Source organism: Ochrobactrum sp. 19YEA23 (assembly GCF_029909865.1).
In the GTDB taxonomy this organism is placed as follows: Bacteria; Pseudomonadota; Alphaproteobacteria; order Rhizobiales; family Rhizobiaceae; genus Brucella; species Brucella gambitense.
Genome location: NZ_JASAMQ010000006.1, coordinates 19,205 through 33,502 on the forward strand (window position 1 = coordinate 19,205; position 14,298 = coordinate 33,502).

Consider the following 14,298-nt stretch of genomic DNA (forward strand, 5'->3'; position numbering starts at 1 on the left):
GAGACCATGAACCGACTGACTGCAACGATGATCGCTATGACTGCAATGATGAGCTGCGGTTCTGCTGCTGCCTTGGCGCAGGTTCCGCCAGCTGCGGCGAGCGATACGCAACAAGCCGACCAAAACGCCGCTCCGGCGGCACCGCTCTGGCTGATGACATGCTCCAATCAGTTGCAGCCGGAACAGCTGCTATGTGAAGTTTCGCAGAGCATCGTGATGCGACAAGGCAATCAGAGCCAGCGTGTGGCGACAGCATCGTTTACCCGTGTTGCCGGCAAGCCTGAAACCGCAGCTGCATTCACTTTGCCCTATGGGGTAAGCCTGACCGATCCTGTCAAAATTCTGATCGATGAAAAGCAGGTGGGCTCGCTCACATGGCAAAGCTGCGATGCGGGTGGCTGCTATGCTGATGCGAAGGTCGATGCCCAATGGCTGAAAGCGCTGCGTGGCGGAAAGACCATGACAACGGCGCTCAAGTCACGAGATGGGCGAGATCTGGCATTTTCATTCCAGCTCAACGGCATTTCAAAAGCCGAAGCCATGTTGCCGTAGGTGCGGTTTAGCCATAACCCGGTTTTCAGTGGTTGCCAGCATGTCATGATCCGCATTTTCTGACGTTACAACACCAGTCAGTCGCAATAAGCCAATCTACGTTACGCGGTAGGTTGGCTTATTGTTTATCTGCGAACTTAAATAAAAGGGATTGCTGTTAAGTTTTAAATGTAGTTATATTCAAATAATCCATAGCAAAGTGGAGGGTCACAGATGTATGCAATTGCTCCTGCATCGAAAGCCGTAATCCTTCTGGCAGCGTTATCTACGCTTTTTTTCTCCATTGACGCAAACGCGCGTCCTATGCACAGAAGCGTCGTTGTTGGTACGGAATTGAACAACGGTCGATCTTTAACCTGTAGAGAAGCCTCCCGGCGTCTTGCAATGCGCGGTTTGACGAATGTTCGTGAAATCGACTGCCGCAGACCACACTATGTCATCCGCGGCACGCGCAATCAGCAGGCATTACGAGTTGAGGTTAGAGCGCGTGATGGGCGCGTCGTGCGCGTTGATCGGTGGCATCGGCCCGGCCGTAGATAAGTCCCTACACGGTCTGTTCTAAAAATCGAAGTAAGTTCAATACTCTGCAACTCTAGGTCGACTGGATGAAGTGCCAAAGCAGCATATGTTTTGGTGACATGCAGATATTTTCTATTCTGACTAACCTGGAATTAATTCTGACGCTCACTGCCTTGGAGGGAGGATGTCATGAACAGATACATGTTCAGCGTGTTGGTTGTTACCGCTGTCGGTTTTGCCGCGAGTGCTTGTACGTCTTCGGAGCAGAGAACCGCTGGATATGGCGTCGGCGGTGCTGCAATCGGTGGTCTCGCTGGTGCCGCGATTGGCGGCAATACGCGCAGTGCGCTTACCGGTGCTGCGATTGGCGCTGCAGCAGGAACGCTGGTCGGGGTCGCGCAGACCCGAAATGGCGTTCAGTACTGCCGTTATCGGGATCAACATGGCCGCATATTTGAAGCGCCTTGTCGATAAGGGCCTTCGTAAAGTACATCTCTCGACGAGGATTTGGAGAGGAGGGGAGAATGTTTCGATCCATTGCCGCCATTCTCGCATTGTTTGCATTAACCGTCGCGGGTACGGTGGCCGAACCCGTTCAGGCGTTCAGCCAGAACCAGGCCGCCCTGGTTGGTACAAGGCTGAATAGCGGTCACAGAATTCGCTGTTCCGAAGGGACCAGAATCCTGAGAACACGCGGTTTCCGAAATGTTCGTGCAATTGACTGTAGAGGCAGTCACTTTCTCTATCGTGGGGATCGTTTCAGGCGCACCTACGATGTGACGGTTCGTGCACGCGATGGACGCATAACCAATGTTCGCACTGTAAGGTGGCGCCGCTGACGGGCGCCATATTCTTCTTAGTCTCTCGTTCAGTAGAGGGTGCGCTTAGATCATGATCGTGGCTGAAAGGGCTTATGCATGGAAGTTCACGATTTACCACATCTGGAGCGCAAGACGATTGAGCAGAAGAAATGGAAGGGTTTTCTTGGCATCGGCGTCTTATTGTTAGCGGGTGGTGCCCTCTCTCTGTTTCTGCCGGTTTTCTCAGAGTTTGCAGCAAGTACCATCTTCGGTGTGGTTCTCATGGCAATCGGCATTGTCAAGATTGTCCAGTCGCTCAAAGTTAAAAGCTGGGCTGGTTTTGTCTGGCAAGAGCTGGCAGGTGTGGTGGAACTGGTCGGTGGAATTATGATCTATCTCAATCCACTCAAAGGTGTACTCGCGATAACTTTGCTGATTGCGATTGTCGTTTTCGTACATGGATTTCTTCAGATCGCATTAGCGATCAAGATTCATCCAACCAAAGGCTGGTACTGGTTTGCAGTTTCCGGGCTTATCGCCTGGATGGCCAGTGCAGCTCTCTTTTTGAAATGGCCGTTGACACGCGAACTCGCATCCGGGTCGATCGCGGGAATTGCCTTGCTGATAGCCGGTTTGGCCTATGTGGGAATAGCCTTTAGCACACGAAATGCATGAATGATCGGTCAATGTCTGGCCGCAGGAGGACGCACAGTTGATGAAGACCCTCGGTTTTGTCTCCTTGAACTTTGCCCTTTCCGGGGTGCTTTCACTCATGTTCATGCATCCGGTTCTGGCCCAGCAATCGCCAGCTGCACAGCCTGCACCATCAGTGGTTGTCAGGAAGGTTGGCTCCGCGCCTTCCACCGCACCACTTCAATTCAACGGGCAGGTCGAAGCGATAGAAGCCGTTGATATTCAGGCCCGGATCACCGGATTTCTCAAAGGTAAGAGCTTCGAACAGGGCAGCGCCGTAAAAGCGGGCGATCTCCTTTTCGAAATTGAGCCGGATCAGATGCAGGCGGCAGCAGCGTCCGCTGAAGCGCAGGTTGCGCGCGCGCAAGCGTCCCAGAATGCCGCCAGACAGACCCTGACGCGAACGCGAACACTGGCCAATCGCAATACCGCTTCTCAGGCGTCTCTGGATGATGCTCAGGCCGCGTTCGATATTGCGTCGGCGGATGTTCAAAGCGCCGAGGCTGCGCTCAATACGGCCAAGCTCAATCTTTCCTACACACAGATCCGTTCCCCGATCAACGGCACCATTGGCAGATCGCTTTTTACCGTTGGCAATCTCGTTGGCCCTGGTGCCGGACCGCTGGCGCGCATTGTCCAGCTCGATCCTGTTCGGGTTGTCTTCTCCATTACAGACCGGACGCTCATCGCTATTCGCCAAAAAGAGGCGCGCGGTGGGACAGTCGATCTGAATAGTTTCCAGCCCACACTCACGCTCGCCAATGGCAAGCGCTATGAGCCTGCCGGAACCATCCAGTTCATCGATAACGAGGTCAATGCGCAGACGGGCACAATTGCGGTGCGCGCCCTGTTTGCAAACCCGGACCACATTCTGCTCCCAGGCCAGACTGTTGCCGTCAGTCTGATGGATGAAGCGGCCAAGATATTGCCGATTGTTCCCATGGCCTCCGTTCTGCAGGACCGCGAAGGCAAGTTCGTCTTTGTTCTGAACGATAATAACACGGTCACCCGGCGTCAGATTGTGACCGGCGTTCGTATTGGCAATGACTGGTCCGTTAAAGAGGGGATCAATGAGGGTGAGACGATAGTCGTCGAAGGCTTGCAAAGAATTGCGGACGGACAGTCGGTTTCGCCACAGGAAGCGTCGCCGGAAGAACCGGGGGCCGCTCAATGATTTCTGAAACTTTCATACGGCGAACGCGTCTCGCAATCGTTATCTCCCTTCTCATTTCCATTGCTGGTGCAATTGCCGTCTTCTCTTTGCCTATCCAGCAATATCCGCAGATTACGCCACCAACAGTCACTGTGTCGGCAACATATCCGGGCGCCAGTGCGGAAGTCATTGCCGACGTGGTCGGTGGTCCGCTAGAAACAGCCATCAATGGCGTGGATGATATGATGTATATGTCATCCACGAGCTCCAATGCCGGACAGTACTCGCTGTCCGTCACATTTGAAGTGGGCACTGACCCGGAGCTTGCGCAGATCAATGTGCAAAATCGTGCGCAACTGGCAATTTCTCGATTGCCTGCCGCCGTCGCACAGCAGGGCGTTTCTGTCCGATCACGCTCGCCCGATTTTGTGCTGGGCATAGCTTTTTACTCTCCTGACGATAGCCTGAGCGCGCTGGAGATCACCAACTTTACCACGACGACGATTGTCGATGCGATTTCGCGTGTGGCCGGTGTCGGTGAGGCGAGCGTTACCGGCGCGTCTGAATATTCGATGCGTGTCTGGCTCAATCCGCAGAGAATGGATGCTCTTGGAATAACCGTTGATGAGGTTTCAGCCGCCATCCAGCGGCAGAATATTCAGGCTACACTGGGGCAGTCAGGTGCGCCTCCCATGGAGGTGGGAACGGAGCTTCAGTATACGCTGGTCGCGCAGGGGCGACTGCGTGATGCGGACGAATTTGGAGCTATCGTCATCCGCACCGGAGCCGATGGTGCCAAGGTATTTCTTCGGGATATAGCACGTCTCGAACTTGGTGCACGCAATTATGCCTCACGAGCTAGTTTTGCCGGTCATGAATCTGCGATGTTGCAGATCAACCAATCGCCCGGCGCCAATGCGATACAGACCGCGACAGCCGTTCAGGCTGAACTCAAGCGGTTGTCTTCGCGGTTTCCTGCAGGGCTGCAATATCACGTTGTTTATGATGCAACGCGGTTTGTCGATGCCAGCCTGCAATTGACCACGCGGACATTGTTTGAAGCATTCGTCATCGTGCTGGCGGTAACATTCATCTTCCTGCAGGACTGGCGGGCGACGCTGATTTCCGCCCTTGCCATACCGGTCTCCATGCTTGGTGCGGTCGCTGTCCTGCTGGCGGTTGGCTATTCGCTGAATATGATATCGTTGCTGGCTCTCGTTCTCGCCATTGGCCTCGTTGTTGATGACGCCATTCTTGTCGTCGAAAACGTCAAGCATGTGCTGGATGATACACCTGATATCACCGTCGTTGAAGCAACGCGCAAGGCGATGCATCAGATCACTGGGCCGATCATCTCAACAACGCTGGTGCTTCTCGCTGTCGTCACACCAACAGCGTTTCTGGCGGGCATTGGGGGGCAGCTTTATCGCCAGTTCGCGGTCACGATCTCGTCGGCTCTCGTCATATCCTCATTCGTTGGTTTAACGCTCAGCCCGGCTTTGGCGACGCTGCTGCTCAGGCGGAGACAGAGCGGCTTTCGACGAGGTCCTCTGGCCTGGTTTTCAAGTTTCATGGAACGCACCCGCAATGCCTATGGCAGGTGTGTCGGTGTTCTCGTCAAATATTGGTATGTTCCACTTGCGGCCATTGCGGCTTGCTTTGCCGGTGCGTATCTCATTTTTGTCAATCTACCCGCCACGTTTCTTCCTGATGAAGATCAGGGAGCGTTGTTCGTTGATATCCAGTTGCCAAGTGCAGCTTCACTCGACCGCACCAATCGCATCGTTGAGAATGTCAGAAAGGTTCTCACCGAGACGCCCGGGGTTCAGGACGTTATAACGGTCGCGGGCTTCAGTATTCTGCAAGCGACCAGCACACCAAACGGGGCCATGGCGGTCGCAGCACTCCTGCCGTGGGAGGACCGCGAGAAGGAAGAACTGCGGCTGAATAACATTATCGGCTCTCTGCGTTCGCAATTCGCTCAGATCCCCGGTGCAATTGTATCGGTATTTGCGCCACCAGCGATTGCTGGTATCGGATCTGTCGGCGGGCTCGACTTCCGTCTACAGGCCTTGCAGGGGCAGTCGACCGAGGAAATTGCGCAGGTGACAAACGCGCTTTTGGGCTATTTCAATCAAAGTAAGGAAATCGGCGGCGCAGCGACGACATTCAATGCGAACGTGCCGCAAATTTATGTCGATGTGGACCGCTCCCGCGCCGAAGCGCTCGGGCTCAGTGTCTCGGATATTTACTCCGTCATCGGTGCTAATTTTGGTTCGCGCTATGTCAACGACTTTACCCTTAACGGGCGTGTTTTTCAGGTCAATCTGCAAGCGGATTCCGATTTTCGCGCCCATAGCGAAGACATTTTGAAACTCCATGTGAGAAACCGCAACGGAACCATGGTTCCGTTACGCAGTGTGGTGTCCTTGACCACCGTTCTCGCGCCCTTTGTGATCACGCGCTACAACCTCTCTGTTTCCGCGCAAGTCAATGCGGTTCCGGCTCCGGGCGCAAGTAGCGGTCAGGCCATGGCAGCGATGGAGACGGTAGCATCGCAAAAGCTGCCTGATGGTTACGGTTATGAATGGTCGGGTCTGTCTTTCCAGGAAAGCAGAAGCAGCGGTCAGGAAGGACTGGTCTTTGCCCTTGCATTCCTCTTCGCCTATCTCTTCCTGGTTGCGCAATATGAAAGCTGGGCCTTGCCAGCGGTGGTCATCGTTTCTTTGGGTGCGGCTTTGCTCGGTGCGGTGGCTGCCCTGAAGGCCTTCGGACTTCAAAATAGTCTCTATGTTCAAATCGCGATGGTGTTGCTGATCGGCCTTGCCGCAAAAAATGCAATTTTGATTGTGGAGTTCGCTAAGGAACAGCGAGAAGCGGGATTAACTGCAGCTGAAGCGGCGAGAGCCGGAGCCGAGCAACGTTTCCGAGCCGTGATGATGACAGCCGTGTCGTTCATTCTGGGTATTTTGCCCTTGATCCTGTCCTCGGGGGCTGGTGCTGGCGCGCGTCGGGCGGTCGGTGTGACGATCTTTGGCGGTATGGTAGCGGCAACGACGATCGGCTTACTGCTGACGCCCGGTTTGTATTTCATTGTACAGCGGATAACCGAGCGTTTGGCAAAACGCCGTGATCAATGATTTGCTCTGCGTCAGCCATATACCTTGGTATATCTCAAGTACCATAATGCACCTTGGACAAGGCATGCATTATGGTAGCTCATGACAGAGGCATCTGTTATTGAAATGCTGTCGGAGCGAAAGAATTCAGCTCCTTAACACAGGAAACCACAATGCCCAGCGACAGTAGTCGAAAGCTGTCGCCACTGGGGTTGTTCGGAGTGAGCTGACTTCATGCTCTTGCCCGGACGCTTGCAGTGGCGCGTCATGAGGTAAGAGATGAATTTTGCAGCAGCAATCGCCAATTTTGGCGCGCATATGCGTACCGCCAACTACGCCACCGCTTCCAGTGGGCAAACCACGTATCGTCATCATTACGAAGCTGAAGCCAGCGGCGACAAGACCGTTGGAACTGCTTCCCGGCTGATGACCATCTGGTACGTGAACCCGGAGAACGGACGCGTGGAATGCCGGTGGACCAAGGATCCCGATGAAATCGCCCAGTACCGGTCTTTGCCGGTGTTGGAGCGTTTCGGGCTGCTCCTTGCAGCAGGTCAGCAGAACCGGACATCAACCTGGGCGCATTGATGAGCAATCTTGCTCTATCAGGTGCGATTGACGACGAGGAAATCAACCATGGACGATGACCCTAGTAGGTCCGCTCGGATTCAGCCTTTGGCGCGATCCGGGCGGGCGTCTCAGGATTTCAACGGACACATAAACCGGGCGTCGCTTCGACGGTGCGGCATGGCTCTGCACATCCTTTAGCAGGATGGGCATGTCTGTGCTCGTGCCGGTTATCGCGGCATGAGGATAAAGACATGAATGCCATCGTAAAACAGCCTGTGGCAACGACCGCACGCAAGGACGACAGGAAGCTGTCGATGCGTGCGGTGCGTGAAGCACAAAACAGCGTCGACACGACGCTTGCCAATTTCAAAACAAACCTCAACGGACTGACTGAGGCCGAAGCCAGGGAGCGCCTCGTCAAAGACGGCCCCAACCATGTGGCGCATGAAAAGCGCCCGCATGCCTTAGTGCAGTTCCTGCTCGCCTTCAAGAACCCGTTCATTGCGGTGCTGGTTGCGCTGGCAGCTATATCATCCGTTACAGATATAATCTTGCCGCTGCGCAATGGCGAGGAGCCGGAATATACCGGGGTGACGATCATTCTCACGATGGTGTTGCTAAGTGCCCTGTTGCGTTTCTGGCAAGAGTTTCGCTCCGGAAATGCTGCGGAAGCGCTTAAGGCAATGGTACGCACCACGGCAACGGTATTGCGTCGTCAGGACCGTGGGGCAGGCCAAAGCTCGCAATCAAAGCTGGCTGAAGTTCCGATGGCGGACCTCGTCGCTGGCGATATCGTCAAGCTTTCTGCTGGTGATATGATCCCGGCCGACGTGCGCCTCCTTGAATCGCGCGATCTCTTCGTCAGTCAGGCGGCTTTGACGGGCGAGGCTCTGCCGGTTGAAAAATACGATACGCTGGGTGCTATCGCGGAAAAATCCGCAAATGCGACGGCAATGTCGGGCGATCAGGTGGACATGCTTGACCTGCCGACAGTCTGTTTCATGGGCACGAATGTCGTTAGTGGTACGGCGACTGCCGTGGTGGTCGCCACGGGTGCGCGGACATATTTTGGTTCGCTCGCCAAGGCCATCGTCGGCTCGCGTGCCGAAACAGCCTTTGATCGCGGCGTCAACAGCGTGAGCTGGTTGCTGATCCGCTTCATGCTGGTGATGGTGCCTGTGGTCCTGCTGATCAACGGGTTCACCAAGGGAGACTGGCCGGACGCATTCATGTTTGCGCTTGCGGTGGCGGTAGGTCTGACGCCCGAAATGCTGCCGATGATCGTTTCGTCAAATCTCGCCAAGGGCGCTGTTGCTATGGCGCGCCGCAAGGTGGTGGTGAAGCGTCTCAATGCTATCCAGAATTTCGGTGCAATGGATGTGCTTTGCACGGATAAGACCGGTACGCTGACTCAGGACAAGATCATTCTTGAACATCACCTTGACATTCATGGTCAGGCTGATCCCAGCGTGTTGCGTCTGGCCTGGCTCAACAGCTCCCATCAAAGTGGTGTGAAGAACCTTATGGATCAGGCGGTTATCCGCTTTTCCGAAGATTTGCCTTCACTGACTGCATCCGCCCGGATTTACAACAAGGTGGATGAACTGCCCTTCGACTTCGTGCGCCGTCGCTTGTCGGTCGTGGTTGAGGGGCTTGGGGGCGAACACCTGTTGGTCTGCAAGGGTGCGGTCGAAGAAATGCTGGCAATCTCAACCGCAATTCGCGATGGCGAAGAAATCAAGCCGCTGGACGATGTTCGCCGGAACGCTCTTGTCGAACTGGCACGTGATTACAATCGCGATGGCTTCCGTGTGCTTGTGGTTGCCACGCGCGAGATCGCCCCAGACATGACACGGACACGCTATGGTATCTCCGACGAAAAGGAGCTGGTTGTACAGGGCTTCCTGACCTTCCTTGATCCACCAAAGGAAACCGCTCGTCCTGCGATTGCCGCCCTGGCCGATCATGGTGTTGCGGTCAAAGTTCTGACCGGTGACAATGAGGTTGTTACCACCAAGATCTGCCGCGAGGTGGGGCTTGCGCCCGGCACGCCAATTCTTGGACGCGAAATTGAGAAGATGAGCGATGAGACCCTGCGCGTCATTGTTGAGCAGACAACGGTTTTTGCAAAGCTAACACCTTTGCAAAAGTCCCGGGTACTCAAGGCATTGCAGGCAAATGGCCACACGGTTGGTTTTCTTGGCGATGGCATCAACGATGCCCCGGCTTTGCGGGATGCGGATGTGGGCATTTCAGTTGATAGCGGGACTGATATTGCGAAGGAATCCGCCGATATCATTCTCCTCGAAAAGAGCCTGATGGTGCTGGAAGAGGGTGTGATCAAGGGGCGCGAAACTTTCGGTAATATCATCAAGTATCTCAACATGACTGCCAGCTCGAACTTCGGCAACGTGTTCTCGGTTCTGGTGGCAAGCGCCTTCATTCCGTTCCTGCCGATGCTGGCGATCCATCTGCTGATCCAGAACCTGATGTACGATATTTCCCAGCTCTCGCTTCCATGGGATCGGATGGATAAGGAGTTTCTCGCGAAGCCCCGTAAATGGGACGCCAGAAATATTGGCCGCTTCATGCTCTGGATTGGCCCGACGTCATCGATCTTCGACATCACGACCTTTGCCCTGATGTGGTATGTCTTTGCCGCCAACACGCCAGAAATGCAGTCGCTGTTCCAGTCTGGCTGGTTCATTGAAGGCCTGCTGTCGCAGACACTCGTCGTGCATATGCTTCGCACACAAAAAATACCGTTCATCCAAAGCACGGCGGCTTTGCCGGTGATGCTGATGACGGGCCTGATCATGGCTCTTGGGATCTCCATTCCATTTTCTCCGCTGGGGGCAATGGTCGGCTTGCAGCCGCTACCATGGGCGTATTTCCCGTGGCTTGTCGCGACGTTGTTTGCTTACTGTGTCGTCGCCCAGACCATGAAGACCTTCTACATTCGCCGTTTTGGCCAATGGTTCTGATGTGACGCTGTCGGTGCCTCGCAGCGCCACATCGAAGGAAGTGACCAGCAGTTCGGCTGCTGGTCACTTTTTTACCCCTGTTTGAAACGGCTGTTTGGAGAAACAAACATGACCGCTGAACACCTATATGCATTTACTCCGCCATCGAACGGCAAGCCCGATCATCGCCGAAGCGGCCCTGGAGGGCCAAAGCATGTTCGTCAAAGCGCCCCATTGCGCCCACGCCAGAAAGGCTTTTGGACGAGGATCAGAAATCTGGGGCAGCGGCTTTGTTGCTGGATACTGGCTACTGCTGCTATCGGTTTGGCGCAGGCAACTTATAGTCTATCCCGTGCTGGCTTGCTCAATCAGCAGCAGACATGCTGGCTGCTGCGCCAGTCGACTCGTATTCACGCGAAATCCGTTCGGTTACTTGTCGGTGGATCATGGTAGATCAAGCGCAAGGATTGGAGCTATAAGGTTGCAAGAGCCGATGAGCGGCAGACCAGAAGGGAGACATAGGATGCGAATGAAAGGCTTTCGCCGCATGTCTCCTCGGGACGTTGCAACATCTCTGGGGCTGGCACTTATCAGTGCGGCTATTTTCGTGTTCGATACGGTCACCGACTACGCAATTGCGGCGGCTGTGTTCTATACCGCGGTCGTGCTGGTTTCGGCCAGAATGTTCACCCACCGCACCGTCATTGGCGTTGCGGCAGGTTGCATTGCCTTGACCGTCGTGAGCTTCGGGTTGACACGCTCAGGTGCGTATAATGTCGGTTTCATCAACACATTGATCAGCATTCTCGCTATCGCATGCACCGCCTATCTGGGCCTGAAGTTGGTCGATGCTGAAGCCGAAGCGCATGAGACGCGCGAGCGTTTGCTGCGTCTTGCGCGCCTGACCACCCTTGGCCAATTGACCGGTTCTATCACTCATGAAGTCAGTCAGCCTCTGGTGGCAATTGAGACGAGTGCCGGGGCAGGGCGTCGCTGGCTCTTGCAGGATCCACCAAACACCGCGCGCGCCCTATCGGCATTCGAAAGAATATCTGCGGATTCTCATCGCGCAAGTGAGATACTTGATCGTGTTCGTCGGCTGTCTAAGGGCGAAAAGCCGAAGGTGGGCAGTTTCGACTTCAATATGGCGATCCGCGAAATGGTTGATCTCGCATCCGCAGAACTTTATCGCAACGACGTCCATTTTGAACTCGACTTGGCCACGGAACTCCCACCCGCTTGGGCAGACCGGGTTCAGATACAGCAGGTCTTTGGCAACCTGATCCTCAATGGCGTGGAAGCCATGTCACAGATCGAGAATGGGGAGCGCTATGTCTTGATCACGTCCTCATTGGGTGAAAACGCCAGTTTGCGATTTGCAATAGCTGACACCGGACCGGGATTGACCAATACTGCCAGAGAACGACTTTTCGATGCGTTCTGGACAACGAAAGAAGGTGGCTTTGGACTCGGTCTGACCATCAGTCGCACTATCATAGAGGCCAATGGTGGTCGCATCTGGACCGATGCCCAAGGCGCTTTGGGAACCGGATCAAGTGGGGTGACCTTTGTTTTGGAAGTGCCAGCAGTCAGGGTGGGGGAGCATGACAGCAACACATGAAAATGCTTCAGTCGTCTATATTATTGACGACGACCTCTCTGTCCGGCAGGCTCTGGAAGATCTGTTCGCCTCCATCGACATGAAGGCGATCAGCTTTGCATCTGTGCGTGCGTTTCTCGACTTTGAACGTCAACCCGGCCCCTGTTGTCTCATACTGGACGTCCGGATGCCGGAGCAGACAGGCACGGATTTCTTCGCCCAGATGGCTGGGCTCGGTATTGTTATCCCGGTTATTTTCATCACAGGGCACGGCGATATTGCCATGGGCGTAAGGGCTATCAAGAATGGTGCGGTCGATTTTCTGCCGAAACCATTTCGGGATCACGACCTGTTGGATGCGGTGTACCGGGCGATTGACGCCGAGAAGAAGCGCTTGCAGGATGAAAAGGCCCGTTCGGATATCCATGACCGTTGGCTAAGTCTGACCACCGGCGAACGCGATGTGTTCGCGCTCGTTGTGGAAGGTCTCTTGAACAAGCAGATCGCGGCGAAACTCGATGTGAAGGAAATCACGGTGAAGGTGCGCCGTGCACATGTGATGCAGAAGATGCAGGCAGGGTCGCTGGCTGATCTGGTGCGGATGTCGGCAGTGATCGGGACCTGACTGTGTCTGTCGATGATAATCAATCTGCATCCGCCGCACACTTAAAAACACTCTGTTTGTTACTGTAACGAACTTCATTCTCAGCGTGTTTTCGATACCATTTCACCTGCATAACTGTGGGGAAATCGGTATGTCGGTATTCATTCGCATAAGTCGTGGCGTGTTAGTGTCGCTTGCGATGACGGGTGCGGCGGGAGCACAGGAGCATCAGGCGGTCAATGATGCCAATAATCCCCTGACGCCGAAGATTACGGTCAACTTCCATAATTACTATTCGCCAGAAATTTACGGACTGCCCGACCGTCGATCCAACCAGTTTCTCCTGCGCGGTCTGATACCTGCAGAAATAGCCGGTCTGCCGCAATTGTTACGTTACACGCTGCCCATCGCCACTGCGCCTGAGTTTCCCGACGGTTACGTAACGGGGCTGGGCGATCTGACGCTGATGGATATTTTCATCCTCCCCAAGCATGGCGACATCACATTCGGTGGCGGACCGATACTGGTCATACCAACTGCGACCGACGACGCACTTGGTAGCGGCAAATGGCAAATTGGCGTTTCAGGGGTAGTTGTTGCTCCGCAAAGCTGGGGCCTATTGGGCGGTTTGGTGACGTATCAAACGTCGTTCGCAGGTCACGGTGACAGAGACAATGTCAGTTTGGCGACGGTGGAGCCGATCATCAACTACAATTTGAAGGATGGATGGTATCTGCGCTCGACAGCAACATGGACTTTCAATCTCGAAGACAATGAAGGCTATATTCCGGTTGGTTTCGGTATTGGTAAGGTCTTTGAGCTGGATAAAGGCATCACTATGAATGCCTTTATCGAACCACAATACACAGTTTGGCATCAAGGTGACGGCCAACCGAAGTGGCAGATATTCGCGGGTGTCAATTTTCAGTTCCCGGTCAAGAAATAACACAGTGCAGCTGAAAAGCGGTCTTAACGGCTAATAGCCTGGAGATTGGTATGCTCACAATAGAGAGAACTGGTCATTCTTATAAAGCCAGTTAAGGCGTAGAGCGGCTTCGATACAAGGAGAATATCGATGTACAATCCGCCCGCGTTTCAAGTGAACGATCTCGCCAAGCTGCACGGCATGATGCGCGAATGCCGCACGGCCAATTTTGTGACGGCGACAGTCGATGGACCAATGGTGACGCTGCTGCCTATGTTCCTGGACGAGAACGAGGGGGAATATGGCACGCTATACGGTCATCTCGCGCGAGCCAATACGCAATGGAAAGCGCCGGTTCTGGGGCAGGGTCTTGCGGTTTTCACGGGGCCTGAGGCCTATATCACACCGTCGTGGTACGCGACCAAAGTGGAGCATGGAAAGGTAGTGCCAACCTGGAACTACACTGCCGTTCATGTGGCTGGTCCTGTGGAATTCTTCGAAGAGCCGGAACGACTGCTTGATGTCGTCAACCGGCTCACCGGTCTCCATGAGAAGGATCGGAGTCATCCATGGGCTGTCAGCGATGCGCCGGAAGCTTATATCATCGGCCAGTTGCGCGGCATTGTTGGCTTGCGCATGCCAATCCAAAGGATTGAAGGCAAGTGCAAGATGAGCCAGAACCGGTCAATGGCAGATCGCATCGGCGTTCGAGACGGGCTTGCAGAAAGTGTGAATCCTGAAGACAGGTTCGTTGCGTCAATGATTGTGGAGTAGCGCGCCGGACTGCAATGCAGGGCCAA

The 14,298-nt window shown here is 54.5% G+C and carries 11 protein-coding genes; all 11 read left to right on the forward strand.

Features of this window, described 5'->3' with window-relative positions; translation table 11 throughout:
• Positions 1 to 6: 6 nt before the first annotated feature.
• Positions 7 to 552: an invasion associated locus B family protein gene (locus tag QBD01_RS15710; RefSeq protein WP_182522045.1), complete on the forward strand. Its 546-nt coding sequence runs from the start codon at positions 7 to 9 to the stop codon at positions 550 to 552.
• Positions 553 to 1,260: 708 nt separating this feature from the next.
• A complete protein-coding gene (locus QBD01_RS15715; protein WP_182522044.1) occupies positions 1,261 to 1,545 on the forward strand; it encodes a glycine zipper 2TM domain-containing protein in 285 nt (94 codons plus the stop codon).
• A 443-nt stretch (positions 1,546 to 1,988) separates the two neighbouring features.
• Positions 1,989 to 2,546, forward strand: a complete 558-nt coding sequence (locus QBD01_RS15720) for an HdeD family acid-resistance protein (protein ID WP_182522043.1) — start codon at positions 1,989 to 1,991, stop codon at positions 2,544 to 2,546.
• A 40-nt stretch (positions 2,547 to 2,586) separates the two neighbouring features.
• Positions 2,587 to 3,738 (forward strand): efflux RND transporter periplasmic adaptor subunit, encoded by a 1,152-nt coding sequence (locus tag QBD01_RS15725; RefSeq protein WP_280993843.1) that lies wholly within the window; start codon positions 2,587 to 2,589, stop codon positions 3,736 to 3,738.
• Positions 3,735 to 6,857, forward strand: a complete 3,123-nt coding sequence (locus tag QBD01_RS15730) for an efflux RND transporter permease subunit (protein ID WP_280993589.1) — start codon at positions 3,735 to 3,737, stop codon at positions 6,855 to 6,857. The genes QBD01_RS15725 and QBD01_RS15730 overlap by 4 nt, the downstream gene beginning before the upstream one ends.
• Positions 6,858 to 7,115: 258 nt before the next feature.
• A complete protein-coding gene (locus tag QBD01_RS15735) occupies positions 7,116 to 7,424 on the forward strand; it encodes a hypothetical protein (RefSeq protein ID WP_280993590.1) in 309 nt (102 codons plus the stop codon).
• 233 nt (positions 7,425 to 7,657) lie between these two features.
• On the forward strand, positions 7,658 to 10,390 hold the full coding sequence (gene mgtA / locus QBD01_RS15740) for a magnesium-translocating P-type ATPase (protein WP_280993591.1): 2,733 nt from the start codon (positions 7,658 to 7,660) through the stop codon (positions 10,388 to 10,390).
• A gap of 502 nt (positions 10,391 to 10,892) precedes the next feature.
• Positions 10,893 to 11,990 carry an ATP-binding protein gene (locus QBD01_RS15745; protein ID WP_280993592.1) on the forward strand — a complete coding sequence of 366 codons (1,098 nt, stop codon included), beginning with the start codon at positions 10,893 to 10,895 and terminating at the stop codon, positions 11,988 to 11,990.
• A complete protein-coding gene (locus tag QBD01_RS15750; RefSeq protein ID WP_280993593.1) occupies positions 11,974 to 12,594 on the forward strand; it encodes a response regulator in 621 nt (206 codons plus the stop codon). The genes QBD01_RS15745 and QBD01_RS15750 overlap by 17 nt, the downstream gene beginning before the upstream one ends.
• Before the next feature lie 130 nt (positions 12,595 to 12,724).
• Positions 12,725 to 13,519, forward strand: a complete 795-nt coding sequence (locus tag QBD01_RS15755) for a hypothetical protein (protein ID WP_280993594.1) — start codon at positions 12,725 to 12,727, stop codon at positions 13,517 to 13,519.
• A 129-nt stretch (positions 13,520 to 13,648) separates the two neighbouring features.
• A complete protein-coding gene (locus tag QBD01_RS15760) occupies positions 13,649 to 14,272 on the forward strand; it encodes an FMN-binding negative transcriptional regulator (RefSeq protein ID WP_280993595.1) in 624 nt (207 codons plus the stop codon).
• The last annotated feature ends 26 nt before the right edge of the window (positions 14,273 to 14,298 follow it).